This window comes from Gordonia pseudamarae, assembly GCF_025273675.1.
Classification (GTDB): domain Bacteria; phylum Actinomycetota; class Actinomycetes; order Mycobacteriales; family Mycobacteriaceae; genus Gordonia; species Gordonia pseudamarae.
This window is the reverse complement of sequence record NZ_CP045809.1, coordinates 1,004,215-1,027,235: the sequence shown is the minus strand read 5'-3', so window position 1 is coordinate 1,027,235 and position 23,021 is coordinate 1,004,215. Positions and strand designations below refer to the sequence as shown.

Sequence of the window (23,021 nt, the reverse complement as noted above, 5' to 3'; positions counted from 1 at the left end):
TCACCACACACGGACCTTCAACATTCCCCGACCTGCACCACTCACCCGAACCCACCGATACAGAGGTTGCTGATGATCTCGTCACCTACGGCAGCGCAGAAGACTCCGCGCCTGCCGCGTAACAAACTCGTGACCAGGGCGGCGCTGGCCGTCGCCGCTGTCGTCGCCGCCCCCACCGTGCTCGCGGGATGCTCCGGCATCGGCGGTTCCGACGACGGCGTGGTCACTTTCCGGTTCGCCAACTCCCCGACCGCACTGTCGCTGGTCCGGATTGCCGACGAACTGGGCTACTGGAAGGACGCCGGCGTCAAACCGGAGTACGTGGGACCGGCGACGAGTGTCCCCGCGGTGCAACTGCTCGACCAGAACAGGGTCGACATCGCCACCGGCATGTTCAGCAACGACATCGACGGAAAGGTGAAGGGCTTCAAGTTCACCGCCATCGCCTCCAGCATGCTCGACCTGCCCGACCAGCCGCACATGGCCTACTTCACCCAAGCCGGTTCGCCCATCACCAAGACGAATCTCACAGCGATCGAAGGCAAGACGGTCGGCCTGGGTCCGGGCAAGAACAGCTGCACCGATCTGGTGATCAAGCGCTACCTGAAGAAGAACGGCGTCGATCTGAACAAGGTCAAGTTCCTTGAACTCAAACCCGAGCTCGTCGCACCGGCCATCGAACGCGGCGAGGTCGATCTCGGGGTGTTCCATCCACCCCTGGTCGGCGTCCTGCTGAGCAAGCCGGACAAGTTCACCCAGGCGTTCACCTCCTACGACGACTGGGGTCCGCTCGGTGGCCAGGCGCCGTTCGTGGCCAGCAACGCGTGGCTGCAGAAGCATCCCGAAGCCGCTCGCGAGTTCGTCGGGATCATCGGCAAGACCGCCAACTGGGCCAACTCCCACCCCAAGGAGTCCGCGGAGATCGCCGGCAAGACCACCGGCTACCCGGTGGAGCAGACCACCAACTGGCACTACGCACCGAATGCCTTGCTGGACAAGGCGAGCCTGGCGCTGTGGTGGGATCTGGTCAAGGACACCGGCACCCCATTGGAGGGTTCGGAGAAGCTCAAGCCCGAGGACATCGCCACCAACGCGTTCAACCCGTACGCCACCTCGGCCGATCTGCTCGAACACCAGAATGAGAACGCCTCGGTACTTCCGGGCTTCCGCAACAACGGAGTTTTCAAGACACCGCTGGTCGACATCGCGACAGCGGAGAAATAAGCAGACCATCCGTCGTCACAGTAATCGGACATCTCTCACAGAAAGGCCACCGCCATGAGCGGACCAGTGCTGGCGGAGCAGCAGATAACCGCCGCGGGCAGCGCGATCAGCGGACCCGGGCGCGCCACACCCAAGATCGTGGCCCGCAAGGTCAGCAAGCTCTACCGCACACCCGGATCCCGGAAAGGCGTCACCACCGTCCTCGACGGATTCGACCTGACCATCCACGAAGGCGAGTTCCTGTCGCTGCTCGGACCGAGCGGCTGCGGCAAGTCCACATTTCTCAATATCCTTGCCGGACTGGATAGTTACAACGGCGGTTCGGTACGACTCGACGGAGAGCGGGTCACCGGGGTCAACAAGGACGTCGGCGTCGTCTTCCAGGGCTACGCACTGTTCCCGTGGCTCACCGCGCAGAAGAACGTCGAGGTCGGTCTCAAGATCCGGGGCGTGGGCAGGGCCGAGCGACGTGCGCGGGCCGCCGAGGTCCTCAAGACCGTCGGCCTGTCCGCGGCCGCCGATCGGCTTCCGCACCAGCTCTCCGGCGGAATGCGCCAGCGCGCCGCCATCGCGCGCGTCCTCGCCTACGACCCGGAGGTCCTGGTGTTCGACGAGCCGTTCGCCGCACTCGACGCGCAGACCCGCGAGTTTCTGCAGGGCGAGTTGCTGCGCATCTGGGAATCGGGCGAGAAGAAGAAGAAGACCATTCTGTTCGTCACCCATTCCATCGACGAGGCCATCTTCCTTTCCGATCGGATCGCGGTGATGACCAGGGCTCCGGGCTCGGTGAAAACCATCCTGGACGTCGAGCTCGATCGTCCGCGCACCCAGACACTGCGCAGCTCCGAAGAATTCGCTCACATCCGGGCCAGGGTGGCCGGGATTCTCGCCGAGGAGGTCAACGTTGGCAACGACGCTGCCTAAGCCGGATCCCACCGGCCGGTCCAGCCCGGACCGTGACCCGAACCCCGACGACCCGAATCCCGACGACCCGAACGCCGACGACCTGCTGCCACCGGATCGCCGCAACCCGTTCCTGGTCAAGTACGAGCGCTACATCTACGGCGCCGTCGGGCTGACCGGATTCCTCGTGCTGTGGTGGGGCGCGGTGGCCTCCGGCTACGTCGACGAACTGTATCTGGCGACACCGCAGGACACCGTCACCGCCCTTGTCGACGGCCTGGCCGACGGTTCACTGGCACAAGAGATCCTGCCGAGCGTGCAGCGTGCCCTCACCGGTTTCGTGATCGGACTGGTCCTGGGCATCGGTCTGGGTATCGCGGTCGGGTATGTCCGGATCGTGCAGCAGTTCCTGGAACCGGTGCTGCTGTTCTTCCGCAATCTGTCGCTGCTGGCCCTGCTGCCGGTGTTCGTGGTGTTCTTCGGTATCGGTGAGCAGTCCAAGATCGCCATCGTGGTGTGGGCGTGCTTCTGGCCCATCTTCATCACCACCGTCGGTGCGGTCAACGGCGTGGAGAAGATTCTGCTCAACGCCGCCCGTACCCTGGGCGCCGGACGGAGCTACATCTTCACCCGGGTGGTGCTGCCCGCCGCGATCCCCGGCATCTTCCCCGGGATCCGGCTCGCCAGCGCCAACGCGTTCACCGCCCTGGTGGCGGCCGAACTCGTCGGCGGCGCACACGGTATCGGCATCTACATCAACAACGCCGCGCTGCGCTATCAAACACCCCAGATGTACGCGGGCATCATCACGCTCGGTCTGATCGGCATTCTCGTCAACGCCGTGATGACCGGTGTCGAGCACAAGGCCACCGCGTGGCAGAGAGGACTGACCAACAAATGACCGGCGTTCCGATCCGCGGCCCACACCCACGCGGCATCCTTGTCACGCTGATCGCGATGCTGCTGACCGTCGTCGCGGCGGGCTGCGGATCGGAGACGGCGGTCGAGTACGGTTCCTCTGACGGCGGCGACAACCTCGTCGTCTACGCCGGCAAGGGCGCCGACCGCGACATTCTCGAATACGCTGTGAAAAATCTTCTCGGCAAACAGATCCGGGTCACCATCAAGGACGCCGGTGACGATGCCAACGCGAAGGTCGCCGGTGGCGACGGCGATCTGGTGTTCTATCAGCACGCCCCCGCCTTCGAGGCCGACACCGCCGATCGCGGCATCACCGATCTGAGCATCGTCAGCCGGGTGAATGTTGTTCCCTACGCCCTCTATTCGCACACGTGGACCGATCTGCACGACACCGAAAGCTGGGTCAACACGGGTCTGGTCGCCGACAGCGTCACCGATACGAGCCTGCCGCACGGTGCCCGGGTCGCGTTGCCGTCCACCGCCACCGGTTTCGCCCGCGGCCTGTACCTGCTGCAGTCCGCGGGGCTGGTCTCCCTCGACCGTCCATTCGGCGGCACGTCGGCGCAGGATCTGACCATCACCAAGGCCAACGTGCTCGATTCGGCCCGGCACCTCGATGTGATCGGTCTCAGCCTCGACGATTTCCTGAAGTCGACCTACGAGAGCTACGACGCCGTCGCCCTCAACCCCGATCAGGCGTCGTCGCTCGGTCTGGTCCCGGCCGACGACGCCCTGGCCATCGAACCGGGACCGGACAACCCCTACGCCCATGTCGTCGTCGCCCCGACACGACTTGCCGGTGACCCCCGCGTCCTCGAACTCACCCACGCGCTGGAGGATCCGCGACTCGCCGGGTACCTGAGCCGCACCTACCGGGGTGCGAACATCACCGTTGCGGCCGCCGGGAACCGGGGCTGACGGCCCCGACTGCCCCGCTGCCCGACTGCCCCGACGTTCCGACTGCCCGACGGTGCCGGCCGATCAGCGGTCCGTGCGCGCGGTGTGCGTGCCGAATCCCCGCCGGTGATACGTCAGGGGCCGCGCCAGCGGATCAGATTCCGCCGCAACGACCTCGCCGACGACGATCGTGTGGTCACCACCCGGCAGGAGGCCGGCGACCCGGCAGGCCAACCACACTGCCGAGCCGGTGATGCGCGGCACCGTCCCGGCCTGTTGCCAATCAATATCGCCGAACCTGTCCGGTGCCTTCGTCGCGAACCGGCCGGCGATATGGTGCTGGTCGTCGGCCAACACGTTGACGCCGAATGCCCTCGATCTCCGGATCCGGGCGAGGGTCTGCGACGTTTCGGCGAGGGCCACGGCCACCAGCGACGGGTCCATCGACAGCGACATCACCGCGCTGACGGTGGTGCCGTGCGGCCGGTCGGCATCCATCACCGTGATGATCGAAACCGGTGCGCAAAGATTAGCCATCGCCTGCCGGAACTCGGTCTGCAGGCTCTCGGTGTGCAGATCCCCAGTGTGCAGATCCCCAGTGTGCAGATCCCCGGTGTGTAAACCATGGCGGGGTGCGGACATGACGGACTCCTGTTCACGGATTCCACCGCGGTGCGGCGGAGTACTCACCCGGTGATCCCGGCGGCGGCCCAGAACTGCTCGAACGACGAGGGGACCATGTCGTTGCCGAACGTCACCTGCCCGTCGATGAAGCGGTGCACCATCACCATCGTCGTGTCGAGTTCCACCCCGCCCAGTCGCCGATAGATACGGACATTCGCGGTGACGATCTCGTCACCGACCACCGCACAACCGATCACCTCGTTGCGTGACTCGTCGAGTTTGGCGAGCACCCCGAAAGCCTCCAGGAACTCTCCCTTGGTGTAGAGCCGCACGGTGCCGTCCACGGTGAAACCGGCCCACGTCATGTCGTCGGCGTACAAGGATACGAGCAGGCTCGCATCCCCGGTGTCGGCGGCGGCGAAGGCCTTGGTCAGTGCGTCGGCGTTCTGCTGTGTCATGGTGATTCCTCGCTGAGTCATGGTGATCGCTCTCCGACGGAGAACGTGGTGGTATGTCGTCCATCACTCTGGCGGTTGGTCGGCACAGGGATAACCGGTCGACTACGTGATCTGGGCCCCGCGCCGGGCGGCCCGCACCCGTTTCGGCATGAATGCAGGTCAAGCCGCATTCCTGGGCGTGGAATCCGGCGGCCGTGCACCTGCCCGCGGTCATCGGTGACACATCTTGACCCCCGGGGTTGTCGTCATCGGCACCGCACAGCAGAGTGATCTGCATCACCGAATATGGGGAGCGCATGTCGAGAGTGCAGATGCCGGACGAGAGGCAGCACAGTGAATGGCGAGAGGCAGCATAGTGAACGCTGACGAGTGGTCCGAGATTCAGCGGTGCCACGCGGAGGGCGAGACCATCAAGGGCATCGCGGGGCGACTCCGGATGTCCCGTAACACGGTGCGGCGTGCCCTGGCGATGCCCGCACCACCCGTCGACCATCGACGCGCCAAGGGTTCGGTCGTCGACGAGGTGGACGGCGAAATCCGCAGGATGCTGGTCGCCGACCCCGATGTCACGATCGCCGCGATCGGGCGCTCGATCGGCTGGAGCCGCTCGCGGACTCTGCTGGCCCGCCGGGTGAACGCGATCCGAACGGAGAACGCGGCGCAACCGACCAGGCCGCCTGCGGCAGTATCGCCGGGACTTCCCCGTCCCGCCACCAGCTTCGTGGGGCGGCGCGGCGAGCTGGTCGATCTGCGCCGGCTCCTGGGCGACCATCGGCTCGTCTCCGTGGTCGGGCCGGGCGGAATGGGCAAGACACGCCTGGCGATCGCGGCGGCCGAGGACTTCCGCCGTGCGTTTCCCGACGGTGTCCGGTTCGTCGACTTCACCGCTGTCCGCAGTGCGTCACTGCTCGCCCAATCCGTGTGCGATGTCCTGTCGCTGGACAATCGGGAGTCCGGCGAAGGATCGGCACAGGACACCCTCGCCACTTTCCTGCGCAACCGCCGGATGCTGCTGGTACTCGACAATTGCGAGCACGTGGTGGATGGGGCCGCGGCATTGGTCGCCCACCTGCTGGAATCGACGACGCACCTTCGGATCATCGTGACCTCGCGTGAATACCTCTCCATACCGGGTGAACATGTCTTCCACCTGGGGGCCCTGTCCACCGAGGAGACCCCCGACGTGAGTCCGGCCGTCGAACTGTTCACCCGCCGCGCGTCGTCGGCGCTCGCCGGATTCGAGCTGACCGACGCCAACCACAATGCGGTACAGCGGATCTGCCGGCGCCTCGACGGCCTGCCGCTGGCCATCGAGCTGGCATGTACCCGGCTGAACGTACTCTCGGTCCACGACCTCGCCGATCTCCTCGATCGCCGGATGTCGATGCTGACCGTGGGATCGCGCGACCGCACCGCACGGCATCGGAGCCTGCAGGCCACGACCGACTGGAGCTATGAGCTCTGCACACCTTCCGAGCAGTTGCTGTGGTCGCGACTGTCCGTATTCGTCGGCGGATTCAACCTCGACACCGCCATCGACGTATGTGCCGACGACCGGCTGCCCGCCGAGTCCATCGTGGATGCGGTCGCCGGTCTGGTCGCCAAGTCCGTGGTATCCAGGGAGACCGACGACCTGCGCGCCCGCTTCCGCCTCCTCGAGTCGATCCGGGAATACGGCTGGGGCAAACTCTCCCCGCGCGAGCGCGATGCGATGAACACCGCGCTGCTCAACTGGTGCGCGGAAATCATGGTCGACTCCGCGACCCACTGGTACGGGCCCGATCAGGTGGCCAAAGCCGCCGTAGTGCAGGAAAATCGAGGAAATATCCGGGCCGCGCTGGACTTCGCCATGGCCTCTCGCGACGACGAGGCACCCACCGCCACGGCCACACACGCCCTGGGCTCGGCCCGGTTCCTCTGGGCCTGTGGGATATCCGGCCGCGAGCACCGCATGTGGCTGACCAAGGCGCTCGACCTACCGCACGCGTGCGACAGGAACAAGGCGCGGATGTTCGCGGTGCTCGCCCTGCTCCAGACGCTTCAGGGTGACCGCGAGTCGGCGGCGTTCTCGATACAGCGGGCCCGCAGCCTCGCCGACCGCGTACACGACCGGCAGACCGTGGCCCTCACCATCCACATCACCGGTCTGCGCGACTTCTTCGCCGGCGACTTCGTCTCCGCGGGAAGATACTTCGACCACGCGGAAGCGCTCTACAGCGACGACGAAGCCGACCTCCTCGCCACGCTGCGGGTACATCGAGGGATGTTGCTGAGCTCGGTGCTCGACATCGCAGGCAGCCGGGCGGTCTTCACCGAAGTGCACGAGGCTGCCGTCGCCGCGGGTGAGAGCTGGTTTCATTCCTATGCGACCTATGGACTCGGGCTCACCGCCCTGCTCGCCGGAGACCCCGGGCGGGCCGTCGAACTGGCGTCCCGAGCCCTCTGCGAACACCGGTCGTTCGGTGACATCGTGGGTATGACGCTGATGGCCGAACTTCTGGGCTGGGCCCTCGCCGCCGACGGATCCGGGGAGCGTGCCGCGGTGGTACTCGGCGCCGCGTCGTCGTCGTGGGGACTGTTCGGGCAACAACTGTACGGATCGGAGCACTGGAATGCGTTGCGCGCGGGAGCCGTTGCCGTCGTACGCGCGGACCTGGGTGAGGCCGCCTTCGAATCATGGTGGGCCCGTGGTGAAGCACTCTCTGCCGCGGAACTACTCGACTATGTGAATACGGGCGGGGCGAATACGGGCGGGGCGAATACAGGCGGGGTGGATACGGGCGGGGACGGTGCCGGATCCACGCACACAGCGAGCGGGCGAAAGTCGGCGGCGGCCCGGTACCCGTCAACAACCCACCGCCCCTCGACAACTCACGCCCCGTCGACAACTCACAGCGACTTCCTCGGCTCCCTGTCGCGGAGAGAACAGGAGGTGGCCACACTCGTCGCCGACGGCCTGACGAACAAGGAGATCGCCCAGCGGCTCGTGCTGTCCCCCCGCACCGTCGAGGGTCACGTCGAACACGCACTGCGCAAGCTCAACATCACCCGCCGGACACAGCTGGCCGCGGCGCTCGCCGGCTCACGGCCGGCGCCCTGACCCGTTCGGGACGCCGCGAGCAGTTCCAATTGGGCGCGACATGTCATGAGAGTCCGCCCCGGGCAGTCATTTTCACACTGACCGGGGCGCAGATCCCACGGTGGCGAGGAGGCCGGAGCCTACCCCTGGGCCGGTATCCCTACACCTTGCACAGCGAACCTGCATCCACCGGGAGCGCGACACCGGTGACATACCGCGAGGCGTCCGAGGCCAGCCACACCACCGCGTTGGAGATGTCACCCGCCTCGACCCACGGCGTCGGCAGCAGGTTCATGCCCGACTCGCATGCCTCCCGGAAGTCCTCGTGCGTCGGATGTTCCAGGTCCGGGCGAAACAGTCGATACATTGCCTCGTGATCGATCATGTCGGTCAGCACCGACGTCGGATGTACCGAATTGCACCGGATACCGTGGGCGCCCAGCTCATTCGCCGCGGTGCGGGCCAGACCTGTGACCCCGTGCTTGGCGGCCACATAGTGAGCGAAGTTCGGGAATCCCTGAAGCCCTCCGGTTGAGCTGATGAGAATGATCGAACCGCCCTCACCCTGCTCGATGAGGTGGGGAACGGTGGCACGCATCGTCTTCCACACACCGGTCAGATTGATATCGACCATCTCGTCCCACTGCGTTTCGGTGAGTTCGTGCAGCGGTGCCGACGAGAAGATGCCGGCGTTTGCCACCACCGCGTCGAGCCGGCCGAATTCGGCGATGCCCTCCTGAACCGCGCGCTCAAGGCCGACGAGGTCGCGGACGTCCACGATCGAGGTCAGCGCACGCCGACCGGTCTTCTCGACGAACCGGGCGGTCTCCTCCAGGTCGTCGGGCGTGGCGCCCTTGTAGTCGGTGGTTCCGACCTTGGCGCAGATATCGATCGCGATGATGTCCGCGCCTTCCTCGGCGAGTCGGATCGCATGCGAACGTCCTTGTCCACGTGCGGCTCCCGTGACGAGAGCCACCTTGTTGTCGAGTTGTCCCATGATTGCGCCTCCTTGGGCGTTCGTCGTTCGGATGCGCCGACGATGTCGGCGAAGAGTCGGCAGGTGTGCTCAGCGGTTCCGGTAACCGGGCAGGATCGCGGGCGCGGCTTCGACCAGGGTCATCCGGTCCACCAGCGCATGCTGGGTTGCCACCGCCGCGTCACGCACACAGCGCCCGAGCGCGCTGGGGTTGCGGACCGTGGCACTACCTGCCCAGCGGTGCGCGAACGTGACGACCTCACCGGCGACCTCCTGCACCCATGTGGCCGCCTGACGCATCCGGGCCCGCTGCTCGTCGGAGATCGCGATGCCCTGCGCCGCGGATTCCTCCGCATCCCCGAAGACCTGATACACGTAGGCCTCGGCGGCCCGGAACTGCGCCTCATGCCGCATGAAGTCGAGCCGGAAGAGTTCCGAGTCACCCACGGGACCGTCGTAGCCGGGCCGGATCTTGTTGTCGACGATTCCGGCGATCTCCTGCAGGGCGCGCTGCGCCAACCCCAGCGCGACGGGCGCATGGCCACCGACACCGATGCCGAGCAGGCCCAATTGATAGACGGGTTCAGCCTGGGTGGGAACGGTCGCGAAGGTTTCCATCGTGAACTTGTCGGGTACGAAGCGGTCCTTGACCTGATAGTCGTAGGAGCCGGTGCCGACCATGCCCATCACGTTCCAGTTCCCGAGGAATTCGACCTCTTCGCGGGGCAGGAAGGCGATCCGGCACTGCGGTTCACCGTCGACGAGCACCGGGTCACCGTTGTCGTCGACAACTACGAATCCGGCGCCGATCCAACTCGCATGGGCCGAGCCGCTGGCGAACTGGTACCGGCTGTTCACGCGATAGCCGCCGTCGACCCGGACCGCCTTGCCCGTGGGAACCACCATGCCCGCGGTGATCGCCTTGTCCTGACCGCCGAACATCTCGTATCCGCCGTCGGTGTTCATGAAGCCGGCGGCGACCGCGGCGCTACAGATGTTGGCCATGAACGCCCAGCCGGTCGAGCCGTCCGCGCGGGAGATCTCCTGGATCACCTTGAAGGCGGTGACGATGTCGCTGCCGCCGCCACCGTACTGCTCGGGGATCAGCATCCAGAACAGTCCGGCGTCCGAGAGTGCCTCGAACACCGGGCGGGTGATGGTCGCGGCCTCTTCGATGCGGTTCGCCTCGGCCTCGATCACCTCTGCCACCGCGCGGGCCCGCGCGATGTAGTCGGGCGCGGCCAACTCGGTTGGTGCCGGTCGGAAGTCGGTTGCGGTCATGGGGCCCTCCTGGACGGGTCTGCGTTACTGCTATGACCTGACTCACATTGCCGACGGAGGGCCGGTACCCGCAGCGGGTGGACTACGTGGTCTCTACGTGTTCACGCTCACACCGGGTCGAACGCGGAGATCAGCCATTTGCCGCCCTCGCGCTGCATACCGATGCGCACGCTGCTGGAGGTGAGTTCGGCTTCCGGCTTCTCCTTGGAGGTGGTGGACTGGTTCAGGAAGACCAGCACGGTGGCCGAATCGGCCGACAGCCTGTCCACCGCGGCCCGGCTCACCAGCGCACGGGTGGTGATCTGACTCTCCTGGACCTTGGGTTTGACGACCCTGTCGGTGAACTCCCGGTAGTACTGGAGAAATTGCCCCGTCAGGTGTGCGCGGCCCTTCGCCAGATCCGAATCGAGCGTTTGCGGGGCGTACGAGAGCAGCGCGGTCGTTCCCGCCTTGGCCTCGGTCAGCACCTCGCGTTCGGTGGCCGCGCCGGTGGCCTGGTCATCGCTGTACACGGTGAAGTACATGGCCGCCACGGTCGCGACCGCCGCCACCATCACCACCGCGGCGACCAGCAAGGTGAGATTCTTGCGCAACCGCACCCAAAGGCCCGCCGCCCCTGCCACCTTCTGCTCCGGATTCGCCGCGGCGGCCGATGTTTCGCCGCCCGACTCCTTGTCTCGCCCGGCCTGGCCGGGCGTGCCTCCGGTAGCCGGTTGGTCCGCCGGTTCGGCGGCATCGTGGGCGGTGTCGGAGCCTGTCACGTCAGTGATTGTCATGGCACAAAATCCACCTTCGAGATCTTCATCGTTCCGTCGACGTCGGTGACCGTCACCCGCAGACGCCATGTTCTGGGTTCTTCCTTCGCACCCGCGGCATTGGTGACCTCGGATGTCGCCGCCACCAGAACCGTCGCGGTGTCTCCGTCGACCGACTCCACCGCCGACGAGGTCACTTTGCCCTTGGTCGTGACCTCGGACTTCTTGATCACCGATGTGAAGTCCTTTGACCGGTCGGTGAAGTCCTTGGCGAACTCGCCGGTCGACAGATCCACGATCCGTTTGACGTCGCGTTCGGCATTGCGGTAATCGAGCGAGGTTACGGCCACCACACCGAGTTCGGCGACATCGCTGAACCGGGCCGCACGATCCTGCCGCTCACCGGCCTGGTGGTGCTGCCAGCCGATGGCCACCGCTCCGGCGACTGCCGCGAGAGTGACCATCACCATCACCGCCAGCGCCACACCCACTTTGGACGGTCGCAGCAGCTTCCGCCCGAGCGTGCGCAGCCGTCCCGGCCGGCCCGACTCGGCCGGCTCCGCGGCTGTATCCGACTCGGCCTGTTCCGCAGCGCTGTCGTCCTCGATCGCATCCCCGTCGGGCGCGTCCTCGCCGACCACGTCCTCGCCGACCGGATCCTCGCCGGGCGTCGTCGCCGGGGCGGCGATCGCCGCGTGGTCCTCGGCCGGCGAAATCGGCTCGGCCACCTCCTGACCCGGCTCGGACTCGACTCGTTTCCGCCCGCGCGCGGCCTTGACCCGGGCTTTGGCCACCTCGGCGCGGGCTCGTGCGGCGGCCGCTTCCGCCTCGGCGGCCGCGGCCTGCGCTTCGGCCAGTTCCAGTTCTGCTGTGTCGGCGTCAGCGGTTTCGCCGGTGAGCATCTGAGTCATGAGCCCTCCATCGGATCAGTCTCTTGTGCTGGTGCACGTCATCGCGGCATCATCGCTTGCCACGTGGCCGGACGGTTACCCGTGAGGTCGGTCTGCCGATATGCCTTGCCATCGGAGCCCACATAACTTCCGTCACTGGGATTGTAGGAAGCCGAGGCCACCCGCACACCGTTATCGGCGGATTGCTGCCCCGATCCGGTGTTCGAGGACGGAACGATACCCTGCCGCAAGAGGTTCGGGTCCTTGGGATACTTCCCGATCAGTGGCTGCCTCGTCGCCAGCGGCTCATACCGCTCGTCGCTGTTGCACATAGCCGCGGTGGGGGCCCGCTTACCCGGCTTGGTCTGGCACGGAAAGTTCCGGATGCCTCGCATACCGATCGGACTGTTCTGCGGCAGTTTGCAGTACAGGCCATCGGGGGTGTCGATGGTGGTGGTGTCCTCCGGCGGACGCCAGTTCGACGGATCGAGGAAGCCGACGGTGCACGCGGGCGGATCGGAGACCCCGCTGATCCGGAAAGTTCCCAGACCCCACTGTGTTCCGTTCCGATTGGGCTGCACCGTCTGGATCATCGAGATCGTCGGCGGCAGCAGCACCAGAATCTGTTCCAGACCCGCATTGTAGGTCACCGCCAGTTGCCCGACGGACGTGACGTTGGCCAACAATACCGGCAGGGTCAGCTTCACCGAGTCCAGCGTCTTTTCCACCTCGTCGGCGAATCCGGGTCCCGCCGACAGCAGATCACGGATCTGCGGCACATTGGTGGCCAGCTGTTCGGTCGTACCGTCCAGTCCCGCGGTCCACTCGCGGATCGCATCGATGCTCGACACCTGCGAGTCGACCAGCGGTACAGCATTTTTCAGCAGCGTTTTGGTGTCGTCGCCGACGCCGTCGAGTCCGTCGGCGAAGGTGGACATCGAGTTGATCAGGTTCTGCAGGTCATAGCCACGTCCACCTACACCCTTGTTGAGCTCGTCCACCAGCGTCGACAGGTCGTCCTTCGGTATCGAGGAGACCAGACCGTTGAGTTTGGCCAGCATCGGAGCCACCGGCTCGGGTATGTCCACCTGATCCGCGGTGATAGTCGCACCGTCGCGCAGGTACGGACCCTCGTCAGTGGTCGGCACCAGATCGACGTAGAGTTCACCGACCGCGGACATACTGCGGATGTTGGCCCGCAGACTCCGGGGAATCCGTTGATCACCGTCGATCGACAGCGTGGCCGCGACACCGGCGTCGGTCAGATCCACGTTGGTGACCCGCCCGACATCCACGCCCCGATAGCTGACATTGGCGAACTGGTACAGACCACCGGTGCGCGGGGCCTCCAGCTTCACCGTGATCCGGCCGATCCCCACCTGCGTCTGAACCTGCATGTAGGAGAACAACATCAACCAGCTCGCCAGGAGCCCCAGGACCACGAAGACCGCCAGCTGGATCTTGACGAATCGTGACAGAATCATCGTCCCCCTCCCTGCGAACGCGTGATCGGGAAGAACAGCGGATTGTGTGTCGGTGTGGACTTGTAGCCGGGGTCACCGGGTGCAAACGCGATCGTCTCGGTCGGATCGCCCAGCGGGGTACCCAGCAGCAGTTCCTTCTTCAGCCGCGGCACGGTGAGGTCGACGGTCGCGTGCAGGTTGATGTAGTCGCCGCGCACCGCCCGGTCGATGGTCCGCTGCCCGTACGGGTAGACCAGTCCGTAGGCGATCGCCTTGTTGATCTGCGGACCGACGTCGGCGAGCGAACGCAGCGTCGGCTCCAGATGTTCGAGGTCAGTAAGCAGGTCATCGCGCACCTGGTTGATGACGGCGGTGGTGGTGTCGCTGAAGCCTTTCAGTTTGGTCAGCGCGGTGGTGAGTTTGGGCGCCTGATCGTCGAGAACCGCCAGTGCCGGCGGAATCTTGTTCAGCGCCGTGCTGATCACCTCATCCTGGTCGGCGAACGAGGTGCTCAGCCGTTTGGTCTGGGAGAGCAACTCCACCAGATCCCCGCGCTGGCGGTCCAGGGTGCCCACGAAGACCGAAAGGCGCCGCAGCAGTTGCCGGATGTCGGCCTCATTGCCCACCAACCCGGAATTGATCGACGTGATGATCTCGCCCAGCTGACCCAGCCCGCCGCCGTTGACGACCGTCGACACCGCCGCCAGGGTCTGTTCTGTCGACGGGTACGACGACGACTTCTTCAGCGGGATCGTCGATCCGGGCGGCAACGTCCCGACCGGGGCTTCGCCGGCGGGCGGGTCGAGTGCGATGTGCATCGAACCCAGAAGGCTGGTCTGGCCCACCTTCGCCACGGCGTTGCCGGGCACCACGGTGCCCTTCTTCAGCCGCAGTTCCACCAGCGCCTGCCAGTCGCGCACCTTCATCTCACCGATGCTGCCGACCTCGACATCGTTGATCAGGACCGGCGAATTCTGCGACAGCGTGCCGACATTGGCTACCTGAACACTGATCGAATAGTCACCGGAGGAATTGCCGACGGTGCCGGGCAACGGCAGCGAGTTGACACCGTTCCAGCTGCACCCGCCCGCCAGCACCGTGATGCCCACCAGGGCCGCGGCCAGAAATGACGTGCGTGGTCCGCGCGTACTCATCGTTCACCCCGCCGACTCGGCAGCAGCAGCTCTTCCCGGTTCTTGGCCGACCTGGTGTTGTTGCCGGCTGTGTTGTTGCCGGCTGTGTTGTTGCCGGGCATCAGGCGCTTCTCGCTGTAGATGACATTCTCCGGATCGGGACCGAGTACCGGATTCAACGGCACCGGAAGGTAATTGAAACTCAGCATCGACAATACCGGCCCCAGGTACTTGCGACACTTTGCCGCCCCTTCGGCCGCGGTCAGGTTTTCGATGCTCGCGATCGACGAACATACGAACTGGACCGGGTTGGAGAAATTGTTCACCACGAACACACCTGCCTGCGTGCCGGTGTCCGGGCTGTAGATGTTGTAGAAGTTGGCCAGGTTGTTCGGGTAGGCGTGCAGCAATTGCTCCACGGTGTCGTGGTTGTCGGCGAGGATCTGAGTGACCGATGCGAGCCGCCGGACCTGTTCGGATGCGGCGTCGCGGTTGGCGGAGACGAACCGCTGGACATCGGCCACCGCGCGCGAGAGCGTGGTCAGCGCGGAGTCGATGTCCGAGCGGCTGCCGTCGAGCACCGAGCTCACGGTGGCCAACCGCTGTTCGAAGGATTCGATCTGATCGCTGCTGGAACCGACCGCCTTCACCAGCAACGCCAGGTTGCTGATGGTGGTGGAGATATTGCCGGTGTTCTCCCCCAGCACTCGCGACAGGTCGGTCAGTTCACGCAGCGCCCGGTTCATCGTGTCGCCGTTGCCGTCGAACGTGTCGGCCGCGGCCCGCACGAAGTCACCGACCACGCTCGCACCCGGAGTCTGGCCCGGCTCCACCTGCTTGTCCGGTCCCAGATCCGTTGCGAGCCTGGTCAGCTGCTTCTTGATGTCGTCCCATTCCGCCGGGACCTCGGTCCGCTCGAGCGGTATGACCGCCCCTTCGGCAAGCACCGGTCCGGTCCCGCGGTAGGACGGGGTGAGCTGGACGTACCGGTTGGCGACGAGGTTCTGCGCGACGATCACCGCATGTGCCTGCGCGGGGATCTTCACGCCCCGATCGATGTCCATGGTCATCCGCACCGTCGTGCCCCGAGGCTTTATCGCGGTGATCGTGCCGACCTTGACGCCCGCCACCCGCACATCGTCGCCCTTGTAGATTCCGGTGGTGGCCGGGAAGACGGCGGTCAACTCGCGGGGGCCGGTCAGTGCGCGGTAGCCGAACACCGCTCCGGCGAGAACGCCCACGACCAGCACCGCCGCGAGCGCCGTCATGATGGTGCGTTTCATCATCCGGCCTCTTTCTTGGTAGTCGGGGTGCGTGTGGACGACGGTGCGGGATCCAGTGGTGTTCTCGGCAGCGGTATTCCGCCGCCCAGACCGGGGATCTTCGCTTCGGGTTGCAGACCGAAGGCGCGGTCGATGAACGGCTGGAAAAGCGGTCCGGGGATGAGGTTTCCGACGAATGCCTGGTAGAAGGGCCCGCCCGAGACCGCTTCTCCCTGGGTCGTACTGACCTTCTGAAACAGCGGCAACGCCTTGTCGAGGTTGTCGCGGTTCTTTTCCAGCACCGCAACCACCGAGTTCAACTGGGCCAGGGTCGGCCCGAGTTGCTTCTCGTTGTCGGCGACCAGTCCGGACAGTTCCTGGGACACAGCCGTGACGTTCACGAGCAGCGAGGAGATCTCACGGCGGCGTTGCACCAGGACGCCGAGCAGCGAGTCGGCATTCAGGATCAGCGTGTTGACCTTCTCGGCCCGCTTACCGATCAATCCGGTGATATCGCCGGTGGCCGAAAGCAGCTCACGCAATGAGCCGTTGCGCGCGTTGATGCCGCGGGACACCTCGGCGAGCGCGTCGAGGGTGGGCCCCAGGTCGGGGCTTATGGCGGTCATCGTGTCGGTCAGCACCTGCAGCGAGTCGTTGAGCTGATCGGTATCGATGTCGGTGGCGTTGGTGGTCAGGTCGTCCACGGCCTCGTTCAACGAGTACGGCGATGCGGTCCGGCTCACCGGAATCACATCCGACGGGTTGAGTGTGCCCGCGCCCTTCGGTTCGACGGTCACCACCCGCTGCCCGAGCAACGATCCGGTCCTGATCTGGACCGCGGTGTCGCGTCCGAGTCGGGTGCCGGTGTCGACGGTGAACCGCACGCGGGCGAGGCCGTCGACGAGTTCCACCCTGGACACCGTCCCCACCCGGACCCCGGACACCGTCACGTCGGCGCCCGCGGCCAGCCCGCCAGCCTCCTCGAAATCAGCCTGGTAGGTCACCGTGGAGAACCATGCCGTCACGTTCGCCATATTCAGTCCGGCCATGACCATCAGAACGATGAGCGTCAGGCCCACCCAGCCGGCCCGGACCAGGCCGCCGCCGCGGTACTTATACATTGTCGGCGCACCTTCCGTTCGTCTGCTCGATCCATGGCAGTGTGACCACCTTGCCTGTCGGATCGGACACCCGGACGGTCACCGCACACACGTAGTACTGGATGAAGTTTCCGTATGTTCCGGTGCGTACCAGCTTGCGGAAGTTGTCCGGCGCACGCTGCAGCGACTTGTCGAGAACGTCCTTGTCGGAGTCCAGATTGGCTGCCAGTCTGGACAGTTGGTCGATGTTGCCCGACAGCGACGGACGCGCCTGCGTCAACAGGGTGGCCACGGTTGCGGTGCCCTTGTCGAGTGAGTCGATCGCAGTGTCGATCGGATCGCGCTGAGCGGCGAGCTTTCCGATCAGGCTGTCGAGCCTGTCGATGGTCTCCCCGAAGCGTTCACCGTCCTTGTTGAGGGTAACCATCACCGTCTTGAGCTGATCGATGACCTCCTGGATCACGCCCACGTTGTCGCCGAGCGTGCCCAGCAGGGACGAACTTCCCTGGAACAGGGTCTGCACGGTGGTGGTCTGCCCTTGGAAGACATCGAGAATGGCACCGCTGAGCGCGTTGACCTGTCCGGGTTGCAGACCCGCGATGACCGGTTTCAGGCCACCGAGCAACACATCCAGATCGAGCGCCGGATCGGTCCGGCTTTCGGGGATTTGTCCACCCGAGCGCAACAGCGTCGTCTGCTTGCCCTCGGTGAGTTCGAGGTAGCGGTCACCGACCAGATTGAGGTAGCGGACCGCGGCCCCCGAATCGGCCGGGACGCTCAGCCACTTGTCGACGTCGAACGAGACGTGCACCTGATTCTCGTCATCGAGCCTGACCTCACGGACCGTGCCGACCCGCACGCCCGCGATCCGCACCGTGTCGCCCGAGCGCAGTCCCGACACATCGGCGAACACCGCGCGGTACTGGGTGGTGTCGCCCGAACGCCGGTCGCTGAAGACCAGCAGCAGGAACGCGCCCAGCACCACCATCACGGTGATGAACACCGTGAATTTGATTGTGGTGGAGTCCATTCTGTGTCTCATCGCGGCGATCCGTCCGGGATCGGGCCGAACAGCGCCTGGTGCAGGCTCTGGGTGTTGAGCTGCAGCGTCTTACGTCCGGTGGCGAACATATTGGCGCCGGTGTCGGCGATCAGGAACGGTGCCCGCTGCTGATACTTGATCGGCATCCCCACGCACTGCGGGCCGCCCTTGGCCCCGACCTTCGGCCGGTCGCTGAGCTTGTACGTCTCGATACCCCACAGGAAGTTGGCCGACAGACCCAGTCCCGGAACGTCCGCCGGAGGCGACACGGCAAGATCTCCGAAACCGTTGAGCGAACACGTGAGTGCCGGATTATACTCATCGGTCAGCTCAAGGGTGGGCACCAGCAGCCGTAGCGTCTTGGCCAATGCGGGCCCGTTGTCGCCGAGCACCTGCTTGCCGGTGTCGGACAGTCCGATCACGCTGGTGAGGAAGGCGTCGAGCTTGTGCTGGTCGGTGACGATCGCGTCACTCAGGGTGCTGGTGTTTCGCACCGTATTCAGCAGTGGACCACTCGTGTCGGCATAGACCTTCACCATCTCGGGAGTCTGCCGCAGCAGTGCACGCAGCGACGGGAGTTCCGAGTTCACCTTGCCCAGATAGTGATTCATATCGACCAGAGCCTGTCCGAGCTTCTCGCCATGCCCGTTCAGACCGGTCGCTATCGCGCTGAGTGCCGCGTTGAGATCGGCCGGCCGGATCTGCGCGAGCACCTCGGTCAGATCCTGGAAGACCGTGTTGACCTCGACCGAGACGTTCTCCGTGGACAGCGTCTGACCGGCGCGCAGGTGGCTCCGTGACGGATTGTCGGGCATCACCAGTTCCACGCTCTTGGCACCGAAGACTGTGGGCGCGGCGATGCTGACCCCCACATTCTCCGGGATCTTGCCGATCCGGCCGGGATCCATCGCCAGGGTGAGAGTCGCGGTCCCGGGATCGTCGTAGGCGACGGAATCGACCCGGCCGACGGTGACACCGCGCAGCTGCACCTTGGCGTCGGCGTCCATCACGAGCCCGGCCCGGGGCGCCCGTACCGTCACGGTGTCGCTGCGGGTGGTGGCGCCGGTGAACATGGCCACCGCCAAGGTTGCCAGCCCGATCACCACCAGAAGCATTGCCAGACCGGCCAGAGGCCGGGTCAGTGCTGTACGCGTCGTCATGTCCCTAGCCCGAGAGGTTGAAGTTTCCGTTGGATCCGTAGATCGCCAGGGCCACCAGCAGTGTCACGGTGACCACCGCGACCAGCGAGGTCCGTACGGCGTCGCCCACAGCCACCCCGACACCCGAGGGACCGCCGCTGGCGAAGAATCCGAAATAGGTGTGGATCAGCAGGATCAGCAGCGCCATCACGAACGCCTGGACGAACGACCACACCAGGTCGAGCGGATTGAGGAAGGTGGTGAAGTAGTGCGCGTACAGACCCGAGGACTGCCCGAGCAGCACCACCGTGGTGAAGCGGCAGGCGGCGAACGAGGCGATCAGCGCGATGGCGTACAGCGGGGCGATCACGATCATCCCCGCGGCGATCCGGGTACCGACCACATACGCGATCGGGTTGATACCCAGCGATTCGAGGGCATCGATCTCCTCGTTGATCCGCATCGCCCCGAGTTGCGCGGTCGCACCGGCCCCGAATGTGGCGGCCAGACCGATACCGACGACCACGGGGGCCGCGATTCGTACGTTGATGAATGCCGACAGGAATCCGGTCAGCGCCTCGATGCCGATGTCGCCGAGCGAGCTGTACCCCTGCACCGCCAGCGTGCTGCCAGTTGCCAGGGTGAGGAATCCGACGATGACGACGGTACCGCCGATGAGTGCGAGATTGCCCGCACCCATGCTGGTTTCGGCGATGAGCCGGATCGTCTCGCGCCGATAGTGGATCGCCGCGTGCGGCACACTGCGCAGCGCACGCGCGTAAAAGATCGCGTGGTCTCCGAGCCGGCCGAGACCGACTATCGGCCTGCGGAGCTCACGGTTGATCCGCGGGTGGCGGACGCTCGGAATCAGTGACGGAACAACTGCCATGACCTGCTCACCTACTCAATTGCACACCGACGGCGGTGATCACGACGTTCACAACGAACAGCGCGATGAACGCGTAGACGACGGTCTCGTTGACGGCGTTGCCGACGGACTTGGCCCCACCGGTCACGATGAGGCCGCGATAGCAGGCGACGATCCCGGCGATCAGGCCGAACGACAGCGCCTTGACCGAGGAGATGATCACCTCCTGGGTGCCCGTGAGCAGGGTGATTCCGGCCGCGAAGGCACCCGGATTCACCCCCTGCACGAACACCGAGAACACATAGCCGCCACCGATACCGATCATGCACACCAGGCTGTTGAGCAGCACCGCCACCAGCCCCGAGGCCAGCACCCGTGGAGTGACCAGGCGCTGTACCGGATTGATGCCCAGCACCTCCATCGCGTCGATCTCCTCGCGGATGGTCCTCGATCCCAGGTCGGCGCACATCGCGGTGGCACCCGCCCCGGCGACGATGAGTACCGTCACCATCGGTCCCACCTGGGTAACGGCGCCGAAGGCCGCCCCGGCGCCGCTCAGGTCGGCGGCGCCGAGCTCGCGCAGCAGGATATTGAGGGTGAAGCTCACCAGCACGGTGAACGGGATCGCCACCAGCACAGTAGGAATCAGTGACACCCGGGCGACGAACCAGGACTGGTCGATGAACTCCCGGGTCTGAAACGGCCTGTGGAAAGCGAACCGGGCGGCGTCCGCGGTCATCAGGAACAAGCCGCCGATCGCCTTGAGAGGCCCCGACGAGTACCGGGCGACGATACCGCCGCCCCCCGGCGCGGTGTTGGTGCTCATGCCTCTCCCCTTACAGCGATGTGTGATTCGGTTCCCGCGACGTCTGCTCCTACTTCAGGCAGGCGCCCGCATCGACCGGAACAGTGAGACCGGTGATGTACCGGGCCTCGTCCGAGGCGAGGAACAGTGCCACGTTGGCGACGTCCTCGGGCTCGACCCACGGCACCGGCAGCACGTGCATCATCTGCGACAGCGGCGCGAAGTCCTCCGGCCCCGGGTGTTCGAGGTCGGGGCGGAACATCTTGTAGGTGGCCTCGTTCATGATCATCGCGGTATTGACCTGCGACGGGTTCACCGTGTTGACCCGGATGTTGTATTGGGCCAGCTCCAGCGCCAGGGTGCGCATGACACCGACGACACCGTGCTTGGCGGCCACGTAGTGCCCGCAGAACGGGTACGACTTGAGGCCGCCCACCGAGCTGGTCAACACGATCGAACCGCCACGCCCACCCGCGATCATGTGCGGAATCGCCGCCTTGGCGGTGTGCCACACACCGGTGAGGTTGACATCGATCATGTCCCGCCAGGTCTTCTCGTCCATGTCGGCCAGGCTGTCACCGCCGGTGGCGATTCCGGCGTTGGCCACGACGATGTCCAGACGTCCGAGCTGCTCGACACCCGACTTCACGGCCTCGGTGAGACCGTTGAGATCGCGGACGTCGACCTTGGCGGTGACGACGCGGCGGTCCTGCGCCTTGACCAGTTCGGCCGTCTCGGCCAGGTCCTCTTCGCTCGAGAGATCGAAGGGTACGCCGTCGATGGGGGCGCACACGTCGATCGCGATGATGTCGGCGCCTTCTTCCGCGAGCCGGACAGCGTGTGCCCGACCCTGGCCACGTCCCGCTCCGGTGATGAAGGCAACCTTGTCCGCTACCCGACCAGTCATGAATCCTCCTGTGTGCTTGGATATTTCATTTGATGCAACGAGTTGATACGAGATCGCGACTCAGATGGTCGCCGGCAAAGTGTCCCAGCCCCGGACCGTCGACGTCGGCGAGAGCGCTGCCTGCGACAGGTCGACCTCCCACTCGGGGAACCGTTTGAGGATCTCCTCCAGTGCGATCCGGCCTTCGAGCCGGGCCAGCGCCATACCCAGGCACAGGTGCCGCCCGGCACTGAAGGTGAGGTGCGCCTTGATATCCCGATGGATGTCGAAGGTGTCGCCGTCGGGGAACTCCCGCGAGTCACGGTTGGCGGCGGCCAGCAGCATCAGCATCACGCTGCCCTCCGGGACCGTCTGTCCGTAGTATTCCACGTCGCGGGTCACGTACCGCGCGACGTGCGGCGCGGGCGGCTCGAAACGCAGCAGTTCCTCGATCGCGTTGGGGATGAGCGACGGATCCCGCGCGAGTTCGCGGCGCTGGTCGGGATGTTCGGCCAGAACCTTTCCGGACCAGCCGATCAGCCGGGTGGTGGTCTCGGCCCCGGCCCCGGCCACCACGTTCAGGTACGTGAGCAGTTCCTCGCGGCGCAGCTTGCGGACCACCCCCTCCTCGTCCTTGAACTCCACGTTGAGCAGTTCGGTCATGATGTCGTCCGATGGATGCTCGGCCCGCCAGTCGATGTACGCCTCGAAGTTGCCCGCGGTGGTCATACCCTCCTCGGCGGCCTTCATCGGCTTGCCGTCCTCGGTGCGCATCTGATCGTTGGCGAAGTCTCGGATGATGCTCTGATCCTCTTCGGGAATGCCCAGGAGCATACCGATCACCTTCATCGGCATCTGCGAGCCCAGATCCTTGACGAAGTCGAAGTTGCCGGTGCCCACGAGCGGATCGAGGCAGGCGGCACAGTAGTCGCGGATCTGGCCTTCCAGACCCAGCACCTTCTTGGGGGTGAACATGCGCGACAACAGCTTCCGGTGGATATCGTGGATCGGCGGATCTTCGAAGATCACCACGCCGGGCGGGATCGGGATGTTCGCCTTGATCAGTTCCAGGATGGCGCCGCGCGCCGAACTGAACGTCTTGAAGTCGACGAGCGCCGCATTGACGTCGGCGTACCTGCTCAACGCGTAGAAGTCGTGATCGGCGTTGTAATAGAGCGGCTGCTCTTCGCGGATCGCGGCGAACGCCGGATACGGGTCGGCGTTCAGCGTCAGATCATAGGGATCGTACTTCACATTGCTCGCGGTGCTTGTCACGGAATGGGCCTCTCGCATGGGCTGGGGTTGATGTTTGTAA

Annotated in this window: 21 protein-coding genes; 5 read left to right on the top strand and 16 right to left on the bottom strand. The window is 65.4% G+C overall.

Translation table 11 applies throughout. The annotated features are described in order from the left end of the window. Window positions 1–72: 72 nt before the first annotated feature. The 4 genes from GII31_RS04415 to GII31_RS04400 are packed head-to-tail and all read left to right on the top strand — an operon-like array spanning window position 73 to window position 3,966. Complete coding sequence (locus GII31_RS04415; RefSeq protein ID WP_260840303.1) at window positions 73–1,224, top strand: ABC transporter substrate-binding protein; 1,152 nt, start codon at window positions 73–75, stop codon at window positions 1,222–1,224. Between the two features lie 54 nt (window positions 1,225–1,278). Continuing rightward, complete coding sequence (locus GII31_RS04410) at window positions 1,279–2,148, top strand: ABC transporter ATP-binding protein (protein ID WP_213247148.1); 870 nt, start codon at window positions 1,279–1,281, stop codon at window positions 2,146–2,148. Next, window positions 2,129–3,028 carry an ABC transporter permease gene (locus GII31_RS04405; RefSeq protein WP_213247146.1) on the top strand — a complete coding sequence of 300 codons (900 nt, stop codon included), beginning with the start codon at window positions 2,129–2,131 and terminating at the stop codon, window positions 3,026–3,028. The genes GII31_RS04410 and GII31_RS04405 overlap by 20 nt, the downstream gene beginning before the upstream one ends. Continuing rightward, complete coding sequence (locus tag GII31_RS04400; protein WP_213247144.1) at window positions 3,025–3,966, top strand: MetQ/NlpA family ABC transporter substrate-binding protein; 942 nt, start codon at window positions 3,025–3,027, stop codon at window positions 3,964–3,966. Before GII31_RS04405 ends, GII31_RS04400 begins: the two co-directional genes overlap by 4 nt. A gap of 63 nt (window positions 3,967–4,029) precedes the next feature. Here GII31_RS04400 and GII31_RS04395 read toward each other — a convergent pair whose 3' ends face one another. After that, window positions 4,030–4,482 carry a flavin reductase family protein gene (locus GII31_RS04395; RefSeq protein WP_246222253.1) on the bottom strand — a complete coding sequence of 151 codons (453 nt, stop codon included), beginning with the start codon at window positions 4,480–4,482 and terminating at the stop codon, window positions 4,030–4,032. 149 nt (window positions 4,483–4,631) lie between these two features. After that, on the bottom strand, window positions 4,632–5,027 hold the full coding sequence (locus GII31_RS04390) for a nuclear transport factor 2 family protein (protein WP_213247139.1): 396 nt from the start codon (window positions 5,025–5,027) through the stop codon (window positions 4,632–4,634). Window positions 5,028–5,382: 355 nt separating this feature from the next. On the opposite strand from GII31_RS04390, the gene GII31_RS04385 reads away from it, so the two are divergent. Continuing rightward, the gene (locus tag GII31_RS04385) at window positions 5,383–8,127 is read left to right on the top strand and encodes a LuxR C-terminal-related transcriptional regulator (RefSeq protein ID WP_213247137.1); all 2,745 of its coding nucleotides are present in this window, start codon (window positions 5,383–5,385) and stop codon (window positions 8,125–8,127) included. 139 nt (window positions 8,128–8,266) lie between these two features. On the opposite strand, the gene GII31_RS04380 is transcribed toward GII31_RS04385, so the two are convergent. The 14 genes from GII31_RS04380 to GII31_RS04315 form a co-directional block, all read right to left on the bottom strand. Beyond that, window positions 8,267–9,103 carry a mycofactocin-coupled SDR family oxidoreductase gene (locus GII31_RS04380; RefSeq protein ID WP_213247135.1) on the bottom strand — a complete coding sequence of 279 codons (837 nt, stop codon included), beginning with the start codon at window positions 9,101–9,103 and terminating at the stop codon, window positions 8,267–8,269. A 69-nt stretch (window positions 9,104–9,172) separates the two neighbouring features. Beyond that, window positions 9,173–10,363 (bottom strand): acyl-CoA dehydrogenase family protein, encoded by a 1,191-nt coding sequence (locus tag GII31_RS04375; RefSeq protein WP_213247133.1) that lies wholly within the window; start codon window positions 10,361–10,363, stop codon window positions 9,173–9,175. A gap of 107 nt (window positions 10,364–10,470) precedes the next feature. Continuing rightward, entirely contained in the window at window positions 10,471–11,139 is a 669-nt protein-coding gene (locus GII31_RS04370) for a hypothetical protein (RefSeq protein WP_213247131.1), read from the bottom strand. Beyond that, window positions 11,136–12,029 carry a hypothetical protein gene (locus GII31_RS04365; protein WP_246222105.1) on the bottom strand — a complete coding sequence of 298 codons (894 nt, stop codon included), beginning with the start codon at window positions 12,027–12,029 and terminating at the stop codon, window positions 11,136–11,138. The genes GII31_RS04370 and GII31_RS04365 overlap by 4 nt, the downstream gene beginning before the upstream one ends. 38 nt (window positions 12,030–12,067) lie before the next feature. Then, on the bottom strand, window positions 12,068–13,492 hold the full coding sequence (locus GII31_RS04360; RefSeq protein WP_213247129.1) for an MCE family protein: 1,425 nt from the start codon (window positions 13,490–13,492) through the stop codon (window positions 12,068–12,070). Further along, window positions 13,489–14,625: an MCE family protein gene (locus GII31_RS04355; RefSeq protein WP_213247127.1), complete on the bottom strand. Its 1,137-nt coding sequence runs from the start codon at window positions 14,623–14,625 to the stop codon at window positions 13,489–13,491. The genes GII31_RS04360 and GII31_RS04355 overlap by 4 nt, the downstream gene beginning before the upstream one ends. Further along, window positions 14,622–15,890: an MCE family protein gene (locus GII31_RS04350; protein WP_213247125.1), complete on the bottom strand. Its 1,269-nt coding sequence runs from the start codon at window positions 15,888–15,890 to the stop codon at window positions 14,622–14,624. Before GII31_RS04350 ends, GII31_RS04355 begins: the two co-directional genes overlap by 4 nt. Then, entirely contained in the window at window positions 15,887–16,987 is a 1,101-nt protein-coding gene (locus GII31_RS04345) for an MCE family protein (protein ID WP_213247121.1), read from the bottom strand. The genes GII31_RS04350 and GII31_RS04345 overlap by 4 nt, the downstream gene beginning before the upstream one ends. Then, window positions 16,980–17,996, bottom strand: coding sequence for an MCE family protein (locus GII31_RS04340; protein WP_246222104.1), 1,017 nt, complete (start codon window positions 17,994–17,996; stop codon window positions 16,980–16,982). The genes GII31_RS04345 and GII31_RS04340 overlap by 8 nt, the downstream gene beginning before the upstream one ends. Window positions 17,997–18,004: 8 nt before the next feature. Beyond that, the gene (locus GII31_RS04335; protein ID WP_213247117.1) at window positions 18,005–19,168 is read right to left on the bottom strand and encodes an MCE family protein; all 1,164 of its coding nucleotides are present in this window, start codon (window positions 19,166–19,168) and stop codon (window positions 18,005–18,007) included. A gap of 4 nt (window positions 19,169–19,172) precedes the next feature. Then, entirely contained in the window at window positions 19,173–20,036 is an 864-nt protein-coding gene (locus GII31_RS04330) for an MlaE family ABC transporter permease (RefSeq protein ID WP_213247115.1), read from the bottom strand. A gap of 7 nt (window positions 20,037–20,043) precedes the next feature. Beyond that, window positions 20,044–20,841: an MlaE family ABC transporter permease gene (locus GII31_RS04325; RefSeq protein ID WP_213247113.1), complete on the bottom strand. Its 798-nt coding sequence runs from the start codon at window positions 20,839–20,841 to the stop codon at window positions 20,044–20,046. 49 nt (window positions 20,842–20,890) lie between these two features. After that, complete coding sequence (locus GII31_RS04320) at window positions 20,891–21,727, bottom strand: mycofactocin-coupled SDR family oxidoreductase (RefSeq protein WP_213247111.1); 837 nt, start codon at window positions 21,725–21,727, stop codon at window positions 20,891–20,893. A gap of 60 nt (window positions 21,728–21,787) precedes the next feature. Beyond that, window positions 21,788–22,981 (bottom strand): cytochrome P450, encoded by a 1,194-nt coding sequence (locus GII31_RS04315; RefSeq protein WP_246222103.1) that lies wholly within the window; start codon window positions 22,979–22,981, stop codon window positions 21,788–21,790. Window positions 22,982–23,021 lie beyond the last annotated feature (40 nt).